Raw genomic sequence first — 20,039 nt, 5'->3', positions numbered from 1 at the left:
TACGGCTCCAGCCGCGCCATCTGCTCGTCCGTCAGCCAATATAGGTCGCTCATGCCCAGTCTCCTCGCAGAGCCTGAATCAGATCGCGACGCTTACATCAATGGGTCCTGACCCTAGACTGGATGTAGCCGCCGACGTTGAAGGCCAGATGATCGCTAAGCGGCTGCGAATAATAGAAGTCGCCGCGCTTAAGCCCGTAATTATAGGCGGTGACGCGCGCCATGCCCTCGGCGCGCGTGAAGTTCGGCCGCTTGGAGATGAAGTTGATCGTCGCACCTGCGCCGTTGACGGTCAGCACGCCGGACGATCCGCCCTTGACCGCTTCGAGACGGTCGATGGTCAAATCCTGATCGAAGAAGAAATCGGCACCGCCACCGCTGTACAGGATCGGCATGCCGTCCTCTTCCAACTGTACGAAGCGCTGACCGCCGCCCTGCAGGCCGCGAACCGAATAATTGTTCGAGATAGCGCCTGCCGTGCCCTCGACGAAGATGCCGGGAACCAGTTCGAGCATATCTGCGGTCGAGCGCGGCGCCTTGCGATCGATATCCGCGCGGTTGGCCAGGGTGATATCGGCCGAGGCGGTGATCAGCGGACGATTGCGCGTCGTCTGGCCGGTGACGATGATGTTCTGCGTCTCGTCGGCATCGTCGGCGACGGGTGCTGGCTCAGCTGACGGATCCTGCTGCGCGACCGGAGCGGTCTGCGCGATGGCGGACGATAGCGGGACGGCGGCGACGCTGGCCAGCAATGCGACGCGGACGCCGGCACGAACGGAAAAACGCATAAATCCTCCCCACATCAACTGCCAGAGTGCTGGCTTGGACCGTCGCTTAGGCCTCGGAACGAATTCATGAAATGCTTTTCTGCAATTTTCAAGCGAAATTGGCGACGGCTGTTGCGCGCGTGCAACACGCGGGCAATAGGGGGTGAAAGCTGCCGGGTGCGAACGCCCGGGCGAAGTGAGGAGGACGGCATCGACAACGAAACTTCGCCCGCCGCGTGGTGCCTGGATCGTCGTGGCGCGCTGAGCTGGATCGCCCGCCTCGCGGCAGTGGCGGCGCTGCCGGCACCGTCGTTTGCCGCCGCGAAGCGGATCGATGCGCTGATCGATCGCATGACGATCGAGGAGAAAGCCGGCCAGCTCAGTTGTTTCAACGACGAGATCAGGCCGGTCGGCGCGGTGTTCAATCCGGTGGTCGATCCGCGCGGTGCCACAGCGATGCTGGCCGATATCCGCGCCGGGCGCATCGGCATGCTGTTCAATGGGTACGGGGTGGCAGGCGCACGCCGGGCGCAGCAAGCGGCACTGGCGAGCCGCCTCGGGATCCCACTGATCTTCGCCGCCGATGTGATCCACGGTTGCCGCACGATCTTCCCGATCCCGCTGGCCGAGGCCGCCGCGTTCGATCCCGCACTGTCCGAGCGCGCGGCGCGTGCGGTGGCGGAGGAAACGAGCGCGGGCGGGCTGCACTGGACGTTCGCGCCGGTCGTCGATGTCGCGCGCGACCAGCGCTGGGGCCGGGTGGCGGAGGGCGCGGGCGAGGACGTGCTGCTCAACCGGTTGCTCGCGGCGGCGCGGGTGCGCGGTTTTCAGGGCGGCGACCTGAGACGGGCCGACAGCCTGTTGGCGACGCCGAAACATTTCGCCGCGTACGGCGCGGTGCGCGGCGGGATGGAATATGCCGCGGTCGATATCAGCGATTCCGAGTTGCGCGAGACGTTCCTGCCGCCGTTCCGTGCGGCGTTCGATGCCGGCGCGCGGACCACGATCGCCTCGTTTACTGATCTGAACGGCGTACCGGCTACTGCCAACCGCTGGCTTTTGACCGACATCATGCGTGGCGAACTGGGCTTCACCGGCGTCTGCGTGTCGGATTACGATGCCGACCGCGAACTGATCGCGCATGGCGTTGCCAGCGACGAGGCCGACGCGGCGCGGCTGGCGTTGCTCGCCGGGATCGACGTGTCGATGCAGAGCGGCCTCTACAACCGCCATCTGCCGGGGCTGGTCGCGGCCGGGCGCGTGCCGATCGCCGCCGTCGATCAGGCGGTGCGCCGCGTGCTGGCGCTAAAGGATGCGCTGGGGCTGTTCGACGATCCGTTCCGTTCGCTCGATTCGACTGCGGAGACGCGCCGCACCGCTACGCCGGCGATTAAGGCGACGGCCCGCGAAGTCGCGACCCGATCGATCGTATTGTTGCGCAACGATGGCGATCTGCTGCCCTTGCCCCGGGCGGGCAAGCGGCTGGCGTTGATCGGGCCGTTCGGGGCGGACCGGGCGAATCTCAACGGGCCGTGGTCGTTCGCGGGCGATGCCAAGGACGGGATCGATCTCGCCACCGGCATCCGTGGCCGGCTGGCGGATCCGGCGCGCCTTTTGGTCGAAGCGGGCAGCGGCATCCTCGATGCGTTGCCCGGCGGGATCGAGCGCGCGGTCGCGGCGGCGCGCGCCGCCGATATCGTGCTGCTCGCGATCGGCGAAGCGGGCGACATGTCCGGCGAGGGCAATAGCCGCACCGCGATCGTCGTGCCGCCCGAGCAACAGGCGCTGGCCGAAGCGGTCGCCGCCACGGGCACGCCGGTCGTCATACTGTTGCGTCACGGCCGTGCCTTGGCGCTGGAGGGGGCGGTGCGCGATGCGCCGGCCTTGCTCGCGACCTGGTTTCTGGGCGAGCAGACCGGCCCCGCCGTGGCCGATATCCTGTTCGGCCTCCGCGAGCCGACCGGGCGTTTGCCGGTCAGCTTCCCGCTCGCCACCGGGCAGCAACCCTGGTCCTACGACCGGCGCAGCACCGGCCGGCCTGCGCCGGACGGCGACCCGATGCAGCCGGGACGCAGCCACTGGCGCGACGCGCCCGATCGCGCGCTCTATCCGTTCGGCAGCGGCATGGGATATACGCGGTTCGAGCTTTCCGATACGATCGTTGCGCCGCAGGTGGCGCGCGGCGGCACCTTGCCGATCCGTGTGACGGTCCACAACCGGGGCAAGCGGCGCGGTGAGACCCTGGTCGAGATCGACGTGCACGCCCGCGTGGCCAGCCGGAGCAGGCCAGCGCGCCAGATGAAGGCGTTCGGCCGGATCGCGCTCGATGCCGGGGCGACCGGCACGCTCGACCTTTCAATCGCGTATGACGACCTTGCCATCGTGGCGGCCGACCGGCACTGGCGCGTCGAGCCGGGCCTGTTCGACCTGATGGTGTTCATGGGCGGACGGCAACAGCTTGCGACGCGGTTCGAGGCGGTCTGACATCGGCAGTTGCGAAATCAGGTTTCGCGCAGCACGATACCCGTCGGCAGCATCACGGAAAGCGGGCGACCGCCATCGATCTTCTGCATGAGTTTCTCGACCAGCAGAGCGCCTGCGAGATCGGTCTTCTGATCGATCGTCGTGATCGCCGGATGGAAATGGGCGGCCGGAGGAATGTTGTTGTAACCGACCAGCGAAAAATCCTTAGGGGCCGACAAGCCGATCACGCGGAAGGATCCCAGCGCGGCCATCGCCGCCGTGTCCGAAAAGGCGAACACCGCATCCGGATGGGCCGCCGACGTTGCGAGATACGCCGCCACCGCCTCCGCCGTCGCGGTGAAGGCCATGGAGGCGATCGGCAGCAATTCGATCGTGACGTCGCCATGGCCGATCGCAGCCTGCTGCAGACCTTCGTAGCGCAGCCGCAATTCCTCGTGCTGTATGTCGCCGACGAACAGCCAGCGCTTGCGCTTGTTCGTCAGGAAATGACGGCCGGCCAGCGTGCCGCCCGAGAGATTGTCGCTGCCCACCGCACAATAGGGTGCGTCCGCTGCCACCGCGCCCCACAAAACGAGCGGCAGGTTTTCCCGCGCCAGCTTGCGCAGCATCGCGTCGCGCGTGCCTTGCCCGAGCACAATGAAACCGTCGGCGGCGCGAGCGCGGAAGAAATTGCGGAAGTCGTGCGCCGTTTCCAGTCCGGGCGGCGACAGCAACAGATCCTGATTGCGGATCGACAGGGCCTCGGAAACGCCGGCGAGCAGTTCGAAAATGAACGGATCGCCGATCGCGCCGTGCCGATGCGATCCGAAATCGAGCATCACCGCGATCGTGTTCGTCCGGCGATTACGCAGCTTCTGGGCGTTGCGGTTGACGGCATAGCCGTGTGCGCTCGCCACTTCGAGCACGCGGTCGCGGGTCTCGGCGGCCACCAACAAGCTGCCGTTCAGGACGCGCGATACGGTGGGTGTGGAGACATTCGCCAGCCGGGCGATATCGTGCATCGTGAGAGGTGTTGCAGCGCCACGGCGCGTCGAGCGGTTCTGCTTTGCGTCGTCGTCGCTCATGCTATCGGTCGTAAGCGGCAACCGCATCCGTAGCAACCCACGGTCAGAAGCGCGCACCGGGCGAGCGGCCCCGGTGCCAGCTATCGCCATCACACCGCGCAAAGTCGGGTTGAAAAGCATTTCATTAGCGCATAGCCGATATTGCGCGGGGCGGCAGGACGACCTTGCGATCGGGAAGGGGATTGCGTGATCATGGCCGATGAGATCGGAACCCCCGGCGTGACCGGATCGACCCGGCTGCGCGTCCTGATCGCGCTCGGGCTGACCTATGCCCTGCTCGGCATATTGATGAACAGCGTCGGCGTGGTGATCCTGCAATCGATCCGCCATTTCGACGCGAGCAAGCCCGCCGGTTCGACGCTGGAGGCGTGCAAGGATCTGTCGGTCGTCGTCGCGTCCTTCTTCCTCGCCACGCGCATTCCGGCATTCGGGTATCGCCGCGCGCTGATCGGGGTGTTGGCGGTGATTGCGCTCGTCTGTGTCGGCGCATCGTTCGCGCACGCGTTCGTGGCGATGCAATTGCTGTTCGTCGCGACCGGCCTGTGCTTCGGCATCGCCAAGGTCTCGACCTATGCCGCGATCGGTCTGCTGGCGCGCGATCCCGCGGACCATGCCAGCATCACCGGTATCATCGAGGGTGTGTTCATGGTCGGCCTGCTTGCCGGCGTGTGGCTGTTCGGCTGGTTCGTCGGATCGGATGCGACCGGCAGCGACTGGCTGCACGTCTATTGGGCGCTGGCCAGCCTTTGTGCCCTGGCCAGCCTGTTGTGGTGGACGACGCCGCTGGACGAATCCGCCGCGATCGTGAGCGAAACCGATCAGCCGAGCGGGTGGCGCGAGATGCTGTCGCTCGCCGCCTTGCCCGCGACGGTCGCGTTCCTGGCCGGAATCTTCTGCTATGTGCTGCTCGAACAGAGCGTCGGCACGTGGCTGCCGACCTTCAACAACGAGGTGCTGCACCTGCCGCCGGCGATGAGCGTACAGATGTCGAGCATCTTCGTCGGCGCGCTGGCGTTCGGGCGGCTGGTGTCGGGGCTGGTGCTGCGCCGGTTCGACTGGTTGCCGGTGCTGCTGGGCTGTCTGGCGTGCGTGGCGCTGCTGATCGTCGCGACGCTGCCGGCGACGCGCGGTCTGGTCGCGCGGCCCGACGTGACCTGGACGACCGCGCCGGTCGCGGCATTCCTGTTCCCGCTGCTCGGCGTGTTTCTGGCGCCGATCTATCCCACTTTGTGCTCGATCGTGCTGAGTGCGCTGCCCCGGCACCGCCATGCCGCGATGATCGGCATGATCGTGGTGTTCTCCGCGCTCGGCGGGACGATCGGGTCGTTCCTGACCGGGCTGTTGTTCCAGCACGTCTCCGGGCAGATCGCCTTCTACTTCGCGCTGCTGCCGCTCGCGCTGATCGCGATCGCGCTGGGCTGGATCCGCAAGACGCTGGGCAAGGGCGTGGCGGCGTGACCTTGCCGATCCCGTCCGAACTGTTCGGCAGCCTGTTCGTCGCGGTGCAGGAGCGGCGGCTGTTCGCCGATTCCAAGACGTTCGCCGATGTCGTGCCGCTGCGCGCCGTCGCGGCGATCATGGCCGATTGGCACGCCGATGCCGGTCTGGACGACGCCGCCTTGCGGGCGTTCGTGGCGCGCAATTTCGAGCTGCCTTCGCATTACGACACGCCGCGGCCCGACAGCCTGCCGCTGACCGAGCATATCCACGCCTTGTGGGACGATCTGACGCGCGAGACAATAACCGTTCCCGCCGGATCGTCGGCACTGACGCTGCCGCGTCGCTATGTCGTGCCCGGCGGGCGCTTCCGCGAACTTTATTATTGGGACAGCTATTTCACGATGCTGGGCCTGAAGCGGTCGGGCCGGCAGGATCTGGTCGAGGACATGATCGCGGATTTCGGCAGCCTGATCGATCGCTACGGCCATATTCCCAACGGTACGCGGAGCTATTATCTCAGCCGATCGCATCCGCCGTTCTTCTACCTGATGGCCGGCCTGTCGCAGGACGACAGTGAGGCGGGCCGGGGGCGGCGGCTCGGCTGGATGCTGGCTGAGCATCGATACTGGATGGCGGGCGAGGACGGGATCGCGCCCGGCGAAGACCATGCCCGCGTCGTCCGGCTGGGCGATGGCGCGCTGCTCAACCGCTATTGGGACGATTGCGCCCTGCCGCGCGACGAATCCTGGATCGAGGATGTCGAGCTAGCGCGCGAGGTACCGGATCGTCCGGCGGGCGAGGTGTGGCGCGATCTGCGGGCGGCGGCGGAAAGCGGCTGGGATTTCAGTTCGCGCTGGCTGGGTGACGGCCGGACGCTGGCCACAATTCGCACGACGCGGATCGTGCCGGTCGATCTCAACAGCCTGATGCACGGCCTGGAAAGCGCCATTGCCGATCTACATGCTGCGGCCGGCGACTCCGTTGCGGCGGCGGCCTTCTCGGCGCGCGCGACGGCGCGCCGCGGGGCAATCGCAACGCATCTTTGGTACGATGCGGGCGGATATTATGCCGATCACGATCTCGATCTCGGACGGCCATGCGACCGAAAGAGCGCGGCGATGGCGTTTCCGCTGTTCGCCGGGATCGCCGATGCCGGGCGCGCCGGGCGCACTGCGGACGCGCTGGAGACCCTGCTCGCGCCCGGTGGCCTGAGCACCACCAATGTTACCACCGGCCAGCAATGGGATGCGCCCAACGGCTGGGCGCCGTTGCAATGGATCGCCGTCGCGGGCCTGGCCCGCTACGGGCTCGATACGCTGGCGGCGGCGATCACCGCGCGGTGGCTGGCGATGGTCGAGGGCCAGTATCGTGCGACCGGGCAATTGTTCGAGAAATACGATGTCGAGGCCGGGGTAGCCGGCGGAGGCGGCGAATATCTCGTGGCGACCGGTTTTGGCTGGACCAACGGCGTCACCCTGAAGATGCTTTGAACCCAAATGCACCTGCGACAGGGGCATGATGACAATGCGACGTGCGGCGGTAGGCTCCGCGAGCGCTCCAATGCTTCCTCTACGCTGCCGGGAAGTGTCCTTAAACAACATGAACAAATGTCCGATGTTGGGGTTCGCGGAAGCCGCCCCGAATGGCGGAAAATGGGTCTCAGCGTCAGTTGCTTGGAGCGATGCGACTGATCTCGTGACCTTTGTCGTCGAGGAAGGTAACTGACGCGGCACCGGCTGGCTCAACACGAAACACGAGGCGCTTTCTCCCTTGAGCATCGCGAAGCGACAGTTCGACACTACGATCGATGTTGCTGCCAAGGTACACCCGCTGCGTGCCAATCATTTGGGCGTCGCGAACCGCAGCGTCTTTCACCGGGCCGGCCTTCATAGCCTCCAACGCGCCAATTTGATCGAAGCGCATCGGCTGATCGGGTCGATCATTGACGATGAAGCCCGCGTGGCGGACCGTACCGTCCTCCTCCGACGTCATCTGTATGGTCTGATCTTGGTGCCAGCGATCGAACGTCAGGCTCCCGGCGTTGACGGGCTTGCCGGCGACGACTTTGCCATTGAACACCAAACCGCCATTCTCTGCGCCCTCGTCGTTGAAGAAAATCATGCCGGCCTCCGTGCGGTTCGGATGCGGATATTCCCGATTTCCGATGACGATGCCGCCGATATGGTCGCGTCCGGCGATGATCATCCGAAGGGTGCCGTCGTCCTCGCGAACATTAATCCGCCGCACGTCGATTGTGTCGAACTTCGCGCGAGGGGCGGTTGCGGCACCCAGAACGATGTAAGCGGCAACCGCGGTCATGACGGCCGCATAGGTGCCAATCGCGCGGGACGGGTCGATCTTAAACATGGCTTGCGCTCCGGGTTTTAGGCAGTCCTTGAGGTATTAGGTCCGGCGGCCGTCATGTCGAGGCGGGCGATCCTGGACAAATATTTCGTGCTGAGCAGCGTTGTAACCAACATAGATGATTGAAAGTGGGGCGAGTTTCCAGGGCCCGGACTAGTCAATCGAGGTGACGGATCTTTCCCGCTCTTACATATTCGCCGGTGAATTTCGAGAAAGTGCATTGGGGAAACAGGTTTCGGGCAAGCGGTCCGCTCAGACCGCGGCTAACGCGACTGGCGGGGCGGCTGTCTCGCTCCACGTTCACGATCAGGAATGCCAGCATCGAGCTGTTACTTTGGCGTGTTGTGTCGGCAATACGCCAACATTCCTTTCGCAAAGGAACCCATTTTGGACCCAAAACCCCCGCAATGGTCGATGCCTGTTCTGGTTTGGGCTACGAGCTGGTGCCGCTTCCTCTGGTGCCGGTTGTCGAACAGGTCAGGTTTGTTCGCGAGCGGATCGCAAAGGCATACTGTCCGCGCCCAGTTTACAGCTCTTCACGACTGAGTTGATGGAGTTCATCATGTTGCCGCACCTCGCTATCGCCCTTGCGCTCGTCGCATCAACCGCAACGCAGACCGAGCAACCGAGGCCAAGGAACCGGTCAGAGGCCACAGCAGTCATTCGAGAACTGCGCCGTATCGTCACCCCAAATGGGATCGAGCGGGCCGAGGCGATACGGATCGGTGGTATCAGGCAATTCGTTACCATTCGCGGAGCTGACCGCCGAAATCCCGTCCTTCTTATACTGCATGGCGGCCCCGGTTTTCCGGAAGCTCCGCTTGCCTGGTGGAACACCCGGGCGCTGGAAGAATACTTCACCGTCGTAGAATGGGATCAGCGAGGATCGGGCAAGACCTACCTGTTGAACGATCCAGATGCGGTCGCTCCCACCATGAAGCCGGAACGCATTATCGATGACGCCGAGGAACTGGTGGCGTGGCTTCGCAGCGACCTACACAAGAATAAGGTGTTCGTCCTTGGCCATTCCTGGGGAAGCTACATCGGGCTGGAACTAGCCCGCCGACGGCCCGAATGGCTGCACGCGTATATTGGCACGGGTCAGGCCACCAATTCACCCGAGAGCGAGCGGCGCGGCTTCGCCGCTACGCTTGCGGCTGCCAGGGCCGCAGGAAACCGGACCGCCGTAGCTGAACTCGAGGCGATCGCGCCCTATGCCTCTCCGGGCAAGCCTATCCTGCTAAAGGACATTGCCGTGGAGCGGAAATGGTCGGACTTCTTCGGCGGCGCGATGGCCTATCGAAACGAGCAGAGCGACGGGATAGCGGCGCGCCTTTCACCAGACTATACCGATGAAGAAGCACCGCGGATCTGGGACGGCAATGACTATTCCCAGAAATTTCTGTTCAGCGCGATCGTGAGCCTCGACCTCAGCAAGATCACGGACCTGAAGTGTCCCCTGATACTCTTGGAGGGTCGTCACGACCTCACCGTGAATTCAGGGCTAGCGCACGAATGGTTCGAGCGCGTCCGGGCACCGCACAAACGGTTCGTTTGGTTCGAAAACTCCGCCCACGAGGTGATGAGCGAAGAGCCTGGAAAGGTCTTGGTCTCGCTGCTCCAATACGCCCGCCCAATCGCGGAGCGGGCGGGCGACGCTCCAACCCGATGATGTCGGCCGTGTTGCAAACGTGCGACCGCCCACCACCCATTAACCATCCTTTTCTGGAAAGCCGCAGGCCATGTCGGCGGGATCACCGCCTTATAGACCAACATGGACGGACAGCCGAAGCTGGGGGCTTAAAGAGTGCTCCGAATTTCGCTTTGTGGGTCTGAGTGACGCAATAACCGGAATATACACACAAAAAACGGTGCAGTTGGTCTGCCGCTCTGCGATATCGATCGCCATGACAATCGTCGAACGCGTTCGCAAATTCCTGGCCGAGGAGGAGTGGGCTTTCGCGCCGCACGAAGTACCGACAATGCCCGGTTCGCCTGGTTCGCCGGCACACCCCCGTCGGCGCCGCATCGCCTACGCATTGATCGGCATCCTCGTTGGCCTGACCGGCGGGTTTGGCAACGCGCTGATTTCAGCGAACACTGTGTCGCTCGGCGGGGCGCTGGGGCTTGATCCGGCGGAGATTGCGTGGCTGCCGACGGTCTATGTGATGACCAATGTCAGCATCAATCTGCTGCTCATCAAGTTCCGCCAGCAATTCGGGCTGAGGCCGTTCGCGATCATCTTCCTAGCGCTCTACGTGCTTTTCACCTTCGCGCATCTGCTGGTGCAGGATTTCTCGTCGGCGGTGCTGGTACGCGCGGCAAGCGGGATGGCGGGCGCGCCGCTTAGCAGCCTCGCGCTCTATTATCTGATGCAGGCCTTTCCGGCGGAATGGCGGTTGCGTGCGGTTGTGGTCGGCATCGGCATTCCACAATGCGCGACGCCACTGGCACGCCTGTTCTCGCCCGAATTGCTGGCGATGAGCCAGTGGCGCACGCTTTACCTGTTCGAGCTTGGGCTGGCGACGCTGAGCCTTGCCGCCGTGCTTGCCTTCCGCTTGCCGCCGACGGTCCGGGTCAAGGCGTTCGAGAAGCTCGATTTCGTGACCTTCCCCTTGTTTGCCGGATCGATGGCGCTCTTTGCCGCCGTGCTCGGCCTCGGGCGGATTGTTTGGTGGACCGAAAGCGCGTGGATCGGCTGGGCGCTGCTCGCGGCGATCCCGATGCTGGTGGCGGCACTCGCGATCGAGCATGGCCGCGCCAACCCGCTGCTCAACACGCGCTGGCTGGCCAGCGCGGACATCGTGCGCTTCGCGATCGTCACGGTGATGGCGCGGATCGTACTGTCGGAACAGACCTATGGCGCGGTCGGGTTGCTCACCGTGCTCGGACAGAATAACGACCAGTTGATCGTGTTCTTCCTCATCATCTTCGCCGCGACCGTCATCGGCGTCGCCGCCAGCGCGATCACGATCGACGTGAAACGCCTGACGCATCCGATCATGCTGGCGATCGGGCTGGTCGCCGTCGCCGCGTTCGTCGACTCGCACTCGACCAGCCTGACCCGCGCGCCGCAACTGTATGTGACGCAAGCTCTGATCGCGTTTTCCGCCGCTTTCTTTCTCGGACCAGCCTTGCTGTTCGGTATGACGCGCGCACTGGCGGCGGGGACCGGGCACATCATCAGCTTCATTGCGCTGTTCGGCATCGTCAATTCGATTGGCGGGCTGGGCGGCGCGGCGCTGCTCGGCACCTATCAAACGGTGCGGGAGAAGGCGAACAGCGCGGCGATCGTGCAAACCATCGATCCGACGGATCCGCTGGTGCAGGCGCGGCTCGCGGCAGGCGCGGCGGGGGTGACACGCGTCGTCGGCGATCCCGCCCTGCGCCAAGCCGAAGGCGGAGCGCTGCTGTCGCAAGTCGCGACGCGCGAGGCCAACGTGCTCGCCTATGACGACACATTCCGTCTGATCGCATTGCTCAGCGGCCTGACCTTCGCCTATCTCGCCTTTCTCTTGGTGCGCCGCACCATCCGTGAGCGGCGAGAGGCCCGTGCATGACCGACGCCCGCTCCCCCTTGTCCGCCACGCCCGTAACCGAAGAGCGTCTTGCCGAGACCGCGCCGGCTGCGCCGGTGGATTCGGGCTGGATGCCGCCGTCGCTTTCATCCCCGGCGGTAATCGTCGTCGTGCTGCTGGCACTCGCGGGAATGCTCGCCGTGCTGGCGGCATGGCGGATTTGGCCCTTCACATCGGCGAACGAATCGACCGACAACGCCTATGTCCGCGGGCGCGTGACGGTGATCGCGCCGCAAGTGTCGGGCTATGTCACGCGCGTCGCGGTGCGCGATTTCGAGACAGTGACGCAACGCCAGCCGCTGGTCGAGATCGACCAGCGCATCTACGCGCAGCGCGTCGATCAGGCGCAGGCCGCGCTCTCGGGCCAGCAAGCGACACTCGCCAACAGCCGCCAGCAAGCAGCGAGCCGCGCCGCCAGCCTGCAGGCGCAGGATGCAGCGGTGCAGAATGCCGCTGCTCAGCTGTTGCGCGCGCAAGCCGACATGAACCGCGTCGATGATCTCGTGACGGACGGCTCGGTCTCCCTGCGCGAGCGCGACCAGACGCTCGCGGCATTGCGGCAGGCGCAAGCAGGGGTCGCGCAGGCGAAGGCCGCGCGCGAGATCGCGCGGCAGGATATCCGCACGGTCGAGGTCGGGCGCGGCGGGCAGCAGGCGGGCGTGTCCGGTGCGGAGGCGGCACTGCGGTTGGCGAAGATCGACCTCGCCAACACGATTATTCGAGCGCCCGAGGGCGGGCGGCTGAGCGAAGTCGGCGTGCGGGTCGGGCAATATGTCACGGCGGGGTCGCAACTGATGTTCCTCGTCCCCGCCGAGGTGTGGGTCATCGCCAATTTCAAGGAAGCGCAGACCTCGCGTATCGCGGTCGGCCAGCCCGCCAGCTTCACCGTCGATGCGCTGGGCAATGCGCGGCTTACCGGCCGCATCGAGCGCATCTCGCCCGCCGCCGGCAGCGAGTTTGCAGTGCTGAAGTCGGACAATTCGACCGGCAACTTTACCAAGGTGCCGCAGCGGATCGCGGTACGTATCCGGATCGACCCCGGCCAGACGCTGGCCGCACGGCTGCGCCCCGGCATGTCGGTACAGGCGCGCGTCGATACCGCGAACGGCCCGGCGCTGCGGTGAAGCGCTTCGCGTTCCTCGTGACGCTCGCATTGGGCGGATGTATTCTACCGGGCAAACGCGCGGTCGCGCCGCCTTCATCCGCCGTCGTGCCGCCGCCCGCTTGGCGGACGCAGCTTCCCACCGGCGGTCCTGTGCAGGTGGACTGGTGGCAGGCGTTCGGCGACCCCGTGTTAAGCGCGCTGGTCGAGCGGGCGCTCGCAGCCAATGTCGATATCCAGACCGCCGCCGCACGCGTCGAGGAAGCGCGCGCGACGGAGGCGCTGTCGCGCGCGCAGCTGTTGCCGCAGATCGGCGGCACGGTGCCCGAGACGCAAGGCCAGACGCTCAGCCCGTTCGGCACGCCGAGCCAGGCGATCGGCGCGCAACCGTCGCTCAGCGCGAGCTATGATCTCGACCTGTTCGGTCGCCTGCGCCTTGCCAGCCGAGCGGCGCGCGCTCAATTGCTGGCGAGCGAAGGGGCTCGCGACACCGTGCGCCTCGCCACCGCTGCGAGCACGGCGTCGGGCTACATCACGCTGCGTGCGCTCGACCAGCGGCTCGCTATTGCCAGAGCGACGCTCGCCTCGCGCGAAGATGCGCAGCGCATCGCGCGACGGCGATTCGAGACCGGCTATTCCTCGCGCCTCGAATATCGCCAAGCGCAGGCCGAATACAATGCGACCGCGCAGCTCGTTCCCGCCGCCGAACTGGCGATCACTCGGCAGGAAAATGCATTGTCCGTGCTGACCGGGCGCGCACCCGATGCAATCCAGCGCGGATTGGCGCTCGATCGCCTCGCATCGGCGCCGATCCCCGATGGTCTGCCCGCCTATCTACTCCGTCGCCGGCCAGACCTCTACCAGGCCGAGCAGACCCTGGTCGCCGCCGACCGATCGCTCGACAGCCAGCGCGCGGCGATGCTGCCCAACGTGTCGTTGACCGGATCGGTCGGGTTGGTTCTGTCGACCGCGCTCGCCAACCCGGTCGGGGTGTTCTCGCTCGGCGGCAGCATTCTCGCGCCGATTTTCGATGGCGGTCGCTTGCGCGCGCAAGAACGCGCGGCGACCGCGCGACGCGATCAGGCCGCGTTCGCCTACCGCCGCACGGCCTTGACCGCATTCCGCGAAGTGGACGACGCACTCGCCGGGGTCCGCCGCATCCAGCAGCAGGCAACGGCTCTCGCGCTCCAGACCGAAGCCGCGCGCGGGGCGTTGCAGAATGCCTCCAACCGCTACCGCGCCGGTTATTCCGCATATCTCGAGCAACTCGACGCACAGCGCAGCCTACTCACTGCCGAACTTACGCTGGTCCAGACGCGGACCGACCGGCTGACCAATTACGTCGCCTTATATCAGGCGATGGGCGGCGGTTGGACGGCGGACGAAATCACCGGAAATCGAATTCATTAGCCGGAGATGCTCACGCCTTTTAAATTCGACAGTCTTCGAGCGCAATCGTGGCGATTGCGCTGAACGATGAACAACCGTCTGCAAACTGCAATGCGAAGCGCACGTCGAATGGCCGATTGTGGGTCTTCTCAGCCGGGACAATGAGCAACGCCCGATCAGGCACCCGCTCCGCCATTCTGGTCAGGCTGGTGTCTCCAATCCGGCAGCCGTAGCCAAGTCCCAGCGCTTCGATAGTTTTATCCACACGGACGCGTCGCTACCCAGTCCCGGGGCCATGAAGGCTTGTGGGGCACCACCGAGTCATCGAGTAAAAACTATTATTTTACAACGATTTAATGCTGCAGCTAGCGGTGCTGTCAGTCTAATGCGAACCGCTCTCCACTCAATGCAAGGCAGTCTTTGAACGCCGCGGCCTAGCTTGCGATTTTGCTCCACTCAGCCAGTGCGGCTGCGCAGCGTTCCTTGTAGGTCTGGCGATCGACGCGATGGCGTTCGAGATTGAAGTGATTGTGGACGTTGGCGTGTACGCTGGCGAACTTTTGTAGTGTTTTCATCCGCCGGAACCGGAGCATCGCCCTCTCCCGTCTTCGGAATGATAGATGACTGTTTTCGACCCGGTTATTGGCCCAGCATTTGACCTTACGCTTATCGGCATGCCCTGTTCGTTCATCGTAGCGCCGTAGCTCCGCAGGCCATCGGTGGTGACCTTTGCTCGCACTCCATGTCGCTTCAGCGCCTTTTTCATAAAGCGCAGCGCCGCGTCCTTGTCGCGGAATTTCGTGATGTAGCTTTCGAGGATTTCGCCCTCGTGATCCACTGCTCGCCAGAGGTAAACCATCTCGCCGCTCAGCTTCACGTACATCTCTTCGAGATGCCAACACCAGTGCCGAAAGCCGCGCATTGCGCTGACGCGCTGCCGACGGATATCGCCAGCGAATATTGGGCCAAACCTGTTCCACCACATCCGCACGGTATCGTGACAAATGTCGATCCCGCGCTCGGACAGTAGACCCTCTACACCACCACCAGGCGGATCACCTCGGGTGGCCGATTCCACTCAGCTATCGGCCAAGCGCGCGACCTCTCGCCGCTCCGAGTTGCCGAGTTGCCGAGTTCATTCATGGCCGCACCGTAACTGCGCAGGCAACCGGTGGGGACATTGCCCGCGGCCCATGTCGCTTCAGCGCCCTCTTCATGAAGCGCAGCGCTCCGCCCTTATTATGTGCCTGGGTGATATAGCTTTCGAGAATTTCTTCCTCGTGGTCGACCGCTCACCAGAGGTAAACGATCTCGCAGTTCAGCTTCACGTACATCTCGTCCAGATGCCACCGCCGGTGTCGAAAAGCACGCATTGCGCTGACGCGTTGCCGACGAACGTCGTTTGCGAACATCAGGCCGAGCCTCTTCCACCAATGCCTAAAGGGCCACCGCATCATGGTGCAGGTGCAATCCTCCTGGTTCCCGGTGATCGACCGTAACCCACAGACCTTCGTGCCGAACATCGCACGGGCGAAGGCGACGGATTTCGTGAAGGCGACGCAGAAGGTGTGCGCGGGATCGAAGGTGGTACTGCCGGTGATCCGTTAGTTCTTCATGCGCCAGCCGGTGCGGAAGATCACCGCGATCACCCCGAGGCACAGCACCATGAACAGCGCCGTCACGCCCAGGCTCAGCCCCACGCTGACATCGCCCTTGTCGAAGAAGGCCCAGCGAAAGCCGCTGACCAGATAGACCACCGGGTTGAACAGGCTCACCGTGCGCCACGGTTGGGGCAGCATGTCGATCGAATAGAACGCGCCGCCGAGGAAGGTGAGCGGGGTGATCAGCAGCGAAGGGATGAAGTTCAGCTGTTCGAACCCCTTCGCCCACACGCCGATGATGAAGCCGAACAGGCTGAACGCCACGCTCGTCAGCACCAGAAAGGCGAGCATCGCCAGCGGATGCGCGATCGGCAGCGGCACGAACAGCATGGCCGTCGCCAGGATGATCAGGCCGAGGATCACCGACTTGGTCGCCGCCGCGCCGACATAACCCAGCACCATCTCCATCGCAGAGACGGGCGCGGAGAGCAGTTCGTAGATCGTGCCGGTGAATTTGGGGAAGTAGATGCCGATCGAGGCGTTGGAGATGCTCTGCGTCAGCAGCGACAGCATGATCAGGCCGGGCACGATGAAGCTGCCGTAACCGACGCCGTCGACATTCTGCATCCGGCTGCCGATCGCGCCGCCGAACACGACGAAATACAGCGAGGTGGTGATGACCGGAGTCGCCACGCTCTGCCACAGGGTGCGGAGCGCCCGGGCCATTTCAAAGCGGTAGATCGCCCAGATGCCGTGGGTGTTGAGGGCCGGTGTGGTCATGCCGCTTCTCCCGGCGCGGAGACGAGATCGACGAAGATGTCCTCCAGCGAACTGCGATACGTTTCCAGATCGGTGACGCCGATGCCGAGCGCGCCGAGTTTGGCGAGCAGGGCCGGAACGCCCTCGTCCTCGGAAACGAACACGTAGCGCAACTTCGTGCCATCCTCCTCCAGCGTCAGATCCCAATCGGCGAGTTCGACCGGAAGCTCGCGTAGCGGCTCAGCAAGCGAGACCAACGCCTGTCTCTTGCCGAGCCGCTTCATCAATTCGGTCTTTTCCTCGACCAGCATCAACTTGCCCTTGGCGATCACGCCGACGCGGTCGGCCATTTCCTCGGCCTCCTCGATATAATGCGTGGTCAGGATGATCGTGACGCCCTTGTCGCGCAGCTTGTGGATCAGCTTCCACATATCGCGACGCAACGACACGTCCACGCCGGCGGTCGGTTCGTCGAGGAACAGGATGTCGGGTTCGTGGGACAGCGCCTTGGCGATCAGCACGCGGCGCTTCATCCCGCCGGAGAGTTCCATGATCTTGGAATCGCGCTTGTCCCATAGCGACAGGTCGCGCAGCACTTCCTCGATATAGGCGTCATGACCGGATTTGCCGAACAGGCGGCGGCTGAACTTCACAGTCGCCAGCACCGTCTCGAACATGTCGACCGACAGTTCCTGCGGCACCAAACCGACGATGCGGCGCGTGGCGCGATAGTCGCGGATCGCATCATGGCCCATCACCGTGACGGTGCCGGACGAAGGCGTGACGATGCCGCAGATGATGCTGATCAGCGTCGTCTTGCCCGCGCCATTGGGCCCAAGCAAAGCGAAGATCTCGCCCTTGGCGATGTCAAGGTCGATCGGCGAAAGTGCGGTGGTGCCGGAACCGTAGGTCTTCGAGACCCCGGCGATGGAGAGAATGGTGTTCAAGAGCGTCCCCTGTTCGGGGGTGGAGATGGGGCGCGACTGTCCGCGCCACAATAGCATCCGTCACCCTGAAGTCGTTTGGCGTCTATCCCCCTTGCATATGCGGAGGGGATAGACGCCGAGTCTGTTCAGTCATGAGAAATTTCGGACGTCAAGGTCGCACTGAGTTTAGCCTCAGAGACGCCGGCAAATGCGCTCGAACTCATGCGGATCAGCAATCTATCTGCGGACCCCACGGAGTAGCGTGAACACGGCCGTACCGCAGGGAAACCACCCCTTTTTTCTGCCGACCTGCAAGATAAAAAAAGGAGTGGTGCCCGAGGGCGGGTTCGAACCACCGACACCACGATTTTCAATCGTGTGCTCTACCAACTGAGCTACTCGGGCACACCGATGCGTGCATCGGGAAGCGCGCTCTTAGTCGGGGTCCCGGCGGCTGTCCAGCCCATCCGGCAGACTATCCGCTTCATCGGTGCTGGCCGGGCCGGCGGGGATGCGATAGCCCTCGCCCAGCCATTGCAGCAGATCGCGGTCGCGGCAGCCCTGGCTGCAGAACGGCTTGTGGGTTCCGGCGGGCGGTTTGCCGCAGATCGGGCAGGCGTCTTTCTTGGCCATCGTCATCTCAACTCGAAGGTCGGGGCCACGCCGGTGCGGCGGGCAAGGTCTTCCACCCATGTGGGGTGCGCGGCGAGCGTGGCAAGCAGGCGGGCGGAGACGTGGTGCTGGCGCGGCGCGGGCGGCGGGATGCGCTCGATCTGGCGCAGCAGCGCGCGGGTTTTCGCCGCGGCGGGATCGGCGCGCAGGCGTTCGAGTAGCGACGCATGGATGCGCGGGCGGACGATCTGGAGGAAACCGAAGCCGTTGACCGCGGTCCGTTCGAACGGTTGCGGCAGGGCGGCGTCGATCGCGGCGGCGACGGCGAGGCGCGGGGCCTTGCCGGTGATGGTGGGGAAGTCGATGCCGATCGACCCGCCGATATCGTGGCGCAGAATCGCCTCGGCGACCGCCGTCGCGGCGGCTAGCGCGAGCGATTCGAGCGGGCCGGTGCCGTCGACGTCGAACAGGGTCATCGCCGGGGTCGGCGTCATGCGCAGCGCGCCGCCGGGAAAGGCGATCTCGCCTATCATCGCTTCCTCAAGCACTTCGGACCAGCCGGCCTGTTCCAGCGCATCCGATTCGTGGGACCGCAACGTGCGGACGGGATGGCCGGTGGCGATGATGCGGGCGAGCAGGTCGGGGCCGTGGGCGGGGGCCTCGTCGCTCGGCATGGAGCGGGGGCGTTTGGGGCGGCCGGCTTCGGGGATCGCCTCGCGGACGATCCGCACCGTCAGGCGAGCGCCTTGCGTGATGCCGGGGGGCAGGGGGGAGAGCGTCGCCTCGCTGCCGTCGTCCAGCGTGATGCGGCCTTCACGGCCCGGGCGGGTGATCTCGATCAGGCGGGCGGCGGTGACGGTGCCGACGCGGATGGCGACGTCATCGGGTTCGATTCGCGCTTCGAGGATGCGATTGTCCGCGACCAGAGCGGCGCGGGCTTCGCCGATGCCGGCTTCGTAGAGCCATTCAGGCAAGGGGTATGCCTGCGCTGCTCAGCAGGGCGCGCGTTTCGAACAATGGCAGGCCGACGACGCCCGAATGGCTGCCCGACAGCATCCGCACCCACGCCTCGGCGCGGCCCTGGATCGCATAGCCGCCGGCCTTGCCCATGCCCTCGCCGCTGGCGACGTAGGCGTCGATCTCGGCGGGCGAGAGTGGCTTGAACGCGACGATCGTGTCGGAGATGCGGGTGCGCGCCTTGCCGGTCATGTCGATCATGCAGACGGCGGACAGGCAATGGTGGCGGCGGCCCGAGAGAAGGGCGAGCATGCGGCGCAGGTCGGCCTCGTCCTCGGGCTTGCCGAGGATGCGACGGCCGACCGCGATGGTGGTGTCGCCGGCCAGGATCACCTCGTTCGCGGCGCGCTCCACCGCATGCGCCTTGGCGGTGGCGATACGCAGCACGTAGGGGCGTGGGGTCTCGCCGGGCAGCGGATCCTCGTCGATATCCGGCGCGGCGAGGCGCGCAGGCACGATGCCGATGCGGGCGAGCAGCTCCAGCCGGCGGGGGCTGGTGGAGGCGAGGGCGAGGGTGGGGATGGGGTTGGCCGTCATGACGCCACAATACCGTTCGGGCTGAACCTGTCGAAATCCCTGATGCGAGCGCTGCGCTTGCCCTTCGACAAGCTCAGGGCGAACGGAGGGTGTCGAGCGCGCTTATTTGAAGCGGTAGGTGATGCGGCCCTTGGTGAGATCGTAGGGCGTGAGTTCGACCAGCACTTCGTCGCCCACCAGCACGCGGATGCGGTTCTTGCGCATCTTGCCGGCGGTGTGGCCGAGAATTTCGTGATCGTTTTCGAGCTTCACGCGGAACATGGCGTTGGGCAAAAGCTCCACCACCTGGCCGCGCATTTCGAGCAATTCTTCCTTGGCCAAACAAACCTCTGGTAAATATCGGGGAAATCGTGAGCGCGGCCCTTAGCGGATGATGCGCGAAAAGGGAAGCGGCCGGCCG

Annotated in this window: 17 protein-coding genes, 1 tRNA gene and 2 pseudogenes; 8 read left to right on the top strand and 12 right to left on the bottom strand. The window is 64.8% G+C overall.

The window, feature by feature from the left end; genetic code table 11:
* Positions 1-97: 97 nt before the first annotated feature.
* Positions 98-787: a TonB-dependent receptor plug domain-containing protein gene (locus tag U1738_RS08275; protein WP_332788558.1), complete on the bottom strand. Its 690-nt coding sequence runs from the start codon at positions 785-787 to the stop codon at positions 98-100.
* A gap of 156 nt (positions 788-943) precedes the next feature.
* Between U1738_RS08275 and U1738_RS08270 the strand changes: the two genes are divergently transcribed.
* Positions 944-3,250 (top strand): glycoside hydrolase family 3 N-terminal domain-containing protein, encoded by a 2,307-nt coding sequence (locus tag U1738_RS08270; protein ID WP_332788557.1) that lies wholly within the window; start codon positions 944-946, stop codon positions 3,248-3,250.
* Between the two features lie 17 nt (positions 3,251-3,267).
* Here U1738_RS08270 and U1738_RS08265 read toward each other — a convergent pair whose 3' ends face one another.
* Entirely contained in the window at positions 3,268-4,314 is a 1,047-nt protein-coding gene (locus U1738_RS08265; RefSeq protein WP_332788556.1) for a LacI family DNA-binding transcriptional regulator, read from the bottom strand.
* A gap of 192 nt (positions 4,315-4,506) precedes the next feature.
* On the opposite strand from U1738_RS08265, the gene U1738_RS08260 reads away from it, so the two are divergent.
* Positions 4,507-5,772 (top strand): MFS transporter, encoded by a 1,266-nt coding sequence (locus U1738_RS08260; protein ID WP_332788555.1) that lies wholly within the window; start codon positions 4,507-4,509, stop codon positions 5,770-5,772.
* Positions 5,769-7,244 carry an alpha,alpha-trehalase TreA gene (treA, locus tag U1738_RS08255; protein WP_332788554.1) on the top strand — a complete coding sequence of 492 codons (1,476 nt, stop codon included), beginning with the start codon at positions 5,769-5,771 and terminating at the stop codon, positions 7,242-7,244. The genes U1738_RS08260 and treA overlap by 4 nt, the downstream gene beginning before the upstream one ends.
* A gap of 175 nt (positions 7,245-7,419) precedes the next feature.
* On the opposite strand, the gene U1738_RS08250 is transcribed toward treA, so the two are convergent.
* The gene (locus U1738_RS08250) at positions 7,420-8,121 is read right to left on the bottom strand and encodes a hypothetical protein (RefSeq protein WP_332788553.1); all 702 of its coding nucleotides are present in this window, start codon (positions 8,119-8,121) and stop codon (positions 7,420-7,422) included.
* A 559-nt stretch (positions 8,122-8,680) separates the two neighbouring features.
* On the opposite strand from U1738_RS08250, the gene U1738_RS08245 reads away from it, so the two are divergent.
* From U1738_RS08245 to U1738_RS08230, 4 genes are all read left to right on the top strand, one after another.
* Entirely contained in the window at positions 8,681-9,790 is a 1,110-nt protein-coding gene (locus U1738_RS08245; protein WP_332788552.1) for an alpha/beta fold hydrolase, read from the top strand.
* 235 nt (positions 9,791-10,025) lie between these two features.
* Positions 10,026-11,678, top strand: a complete 1,653-nt coding sequence (locus U1738_RS08240) for an MFS transporter (protein WP_332788551.1) — start codon at positions 10,026-10,028, stop codon at positions 11,676-11,678.
* Positions 11,675-12,820: an HlyD family secretion protein gene (locus tag U1738_RS08235; RefSeq protein ID WP_332788550.1), complete on the top strand. Its 1,146-nt coding sequence runs from the start codon at positions 11,675-11,677 to the stop codon at positions 12,818-12,820. The genes U1738_RS08240 and U1738_RS08235 overlap by 4 nt, the downstream gene beginning before the upstream one ends.
* Positions 12,817-14,208 carry an efflux transporter outer membrane subunit gene (locus U1738_RS08230; RefSeq protein ID WP_332788549.1) on the top strand — a complete coding sequence of 464 codons (1,392 nt, stop codon included), beginning with the start codon at positions 12,817-12,819 and terminating at the stop codon, positions 14,206-14,208. The genes U1738_RS08235 and U1738_RS08230 overlap by 4 nt, the downstream gene beginning before the upstream one ends.
* A 19-nt stretch (positions 14,209-14,227) precedes the next feature.
* Here U1738_RS08230 and U1738_RS08225 read toward each other — a convergent pair whose 3' ends face one another.
* Positions 14,228-14,452 (bottom strand): hypothetical protein, encoded by a 225-nt coding sequence (locus U1738_RS08225; protein ID WP_332788548.1) that lies wholly within the window; start codon positions 14,450-14,452, stop codon positions 14,228-14,230.
* Between the two features lie 169 nt (positions 14,453-14,621).
* A pseudogene (locus U1738_RS20275) lies at positions 14,622-15,226 on the bottom strand (IS6 family transposase); the annotation flags it as partial.
* 389 nt (positions 15,227-15,615) lie between these two features.
* On the opposite strand from U1738_RS20275, the pseudogene U1738_RS08205 reads away from it, so the two are divergent.
* Positions 15,616-15,795: pseudogene (locus U1738_RS08205) on the top strand (CocE/NonD family hydrolase); the annotation flags it as partial.
* On the opposite strand, the gene U1738_RS08200 reads toward U1738_RS08205, so the two are convergent.
* The 7 genes from U1738_RS08200 to infA all read right to left on the bottom strand — a co-directional run bounded on the left by U1738_RS08200 (position 15,792) and on the right by infA (position 19,960).
* Entirely contained in the window at positions 15,792-16,568 is a 777-nt protein-coding gene (locus U1738_RS08200) for an ABC transporter permease (RefSeq protein WP_332788546.1), read from the bottom strand. The pseudogene U1738_RS08205 and the gene U1738_RS08200 overlap by 4 nt on opposite strands.
* The gene (locus U1738_RS08195; RefSeq protein ID WP_332788545.1) at positions 16,565-17,494 is read right to left on the bottom strand and encodes an ABC transporter ATP-binding protein; all 930 of its coding nucleotides are present in this window, start codon (positions 17,492-17,494) and stop codon (positions 16,565-16,567) included. Before U1738_RS08195 ends, U1738_RS08200 begins: the two co-directional genes overlap by 4 nt.
* A 308-nt stretch (positions 17,495-17,802) precedes the next feature.
* Positions 17,803-17,878, bottom strand: a tRNA-Phe gene (locus U1738_RS08190).
* Positions 17,879-17,908: 30 nt separating this feature from the next.
* Positions 17,909-18,106 carry a DNA gyrase inhibitor YacG gene (locus U1738_RS08185; RefSeq protein WP_332788544.1) on the bottom strand — a complete coding sequence of 66 codons (198 nt, stop codon included), beginning with the start codon at positions 18,104-18,106 and terminating at the stop codon, positions 17,909-17,911.
* Between the two features lie 2 nt (positions 18,107-18,108).
* Positions 18,109-19,059 carry a ribonuclease gene (locus U1738_RS08180; RefSeq protein WP_332788543.1) on the bottom strand — a complete coding sequence of 317 codons (951 nt, stop codon included), beginning with the start codon at positions 19,057-19,059 and terminating at the stop codon, positions 18,109-18,111.
* Positions 19,052-19,639 (bottom strand): Maf family protein, encoded by a 588-nt coding sequence (locus tag U1738_RS08175; protein ID WP_332788542.1) that lies wholly within the window; start codon positions 19,637-19,639, stop codon positions 19,052-19,054. The genes U1738_RS08180 and U1738_RS08175 overlap by 8 nt, the downstream gene beginning before the upstream one ends.
* Positions 19,640-19,741: 102 nt before the next feature.
* Positions 19,742-19,960, bottom strand: coding sequence for a translation initiation factor IF-1 (infA, locus tag U1738_RS08170; RefSeq protein WP_010162480.1), 219 nt, complete (start codon positions 19,958-19,960; stop codon positions 19,742-19,744).
* Positions 19,961-20,039: the final 79 nt, after the last annotated feature.

Source organism: Parasphingomonas caseinilytica, from assembly GCF_036663755.1.
Taxonomy (GTDB): Bacteria; Pseudomonadota; Alphaproteobacteria; order Sphingomonadales; family Sphingomonadaceae; genus Sphingomonas.
Note: the sequence above shows the minus strand (reverse complement) of the source record. Positions and strands in the feature narration are given on the sequence as shown.

Excerpts from the sequence above, each read along its gene's own strand:
- U1738_RS08175 (WP_332788542.1), bottom strand. The coding sequence starts at position 19,639 with ATGACGGCCAACCCCATCCCCACCCTCGCCCTCGCCTCCACCAGCCCC.
- U1738_RS08250 (WP_332788553.1), bottom strand. The coding sequence starts at position 8,121 with ATGTTTAAGATCGACCCGTCCCGCGCGATTGGCACCTATGCGGCCGTC.
- U1738_RS08185 (WP_332788544.1), bottom strand. The coding sequence starts at position 18,106 with ATGGCCAAGAAAGACGCCTGCCCGATCTGCGGCAAACCGCCCGCCGGA.
- U1738_RS08275 (WP_332788558.1), bottom strand. The coding sequence starts at position 787 with ATGCGTTTTTCCGTTCGTGCCGGCGTCCGCGTCGCATTGCTGGCCAGC.
- U1738_RS08240 (WP_332788551.1), top strand. The coding sequence starts at position 10,026 with ATGACAATCGTCGAACGCGTTCGCAAATTCCTGGCCGAGGAGGAGTGG.
- U1738_RS08200 (WP_332788546.1), bottom strand. The coding sequence starts at position 16,568 with ATGACCACACCGGCCCTCAACACCCACGGCATCTGGGCGATCTACCGC.
- U1738_RS08260 (WP_332788555.1), top strand. The coding sequence starts at position 4,507 with ATGGCCGATGAGATCGGAACCCCCGGCGTGACCGGATCGACCCGGCTG.
- U1738_RS08235 (WP_332788550.1), top strand. The coding sequence starts at position 11,675 with ATGACCGACGCCCGCTCCCCCTTGTCCGCCACGCCCGTAACCGAAGAG.
- U1738_RS08265 (WP_332788556.1), bottom strand. The coding sequence starts at position 4,314 with ATGAGCGACGACGACGCAAAGCAGAACCGCTCGACGCGCCGTGGCGCT.
- U1738_RS08245 (WP_332788552.1), top strand. The coding sequence starts at position 8,681 with ATGTTGCCGCACCTCGCTATCGCCCTTGCGCTCGTCGCATCAACCGCA.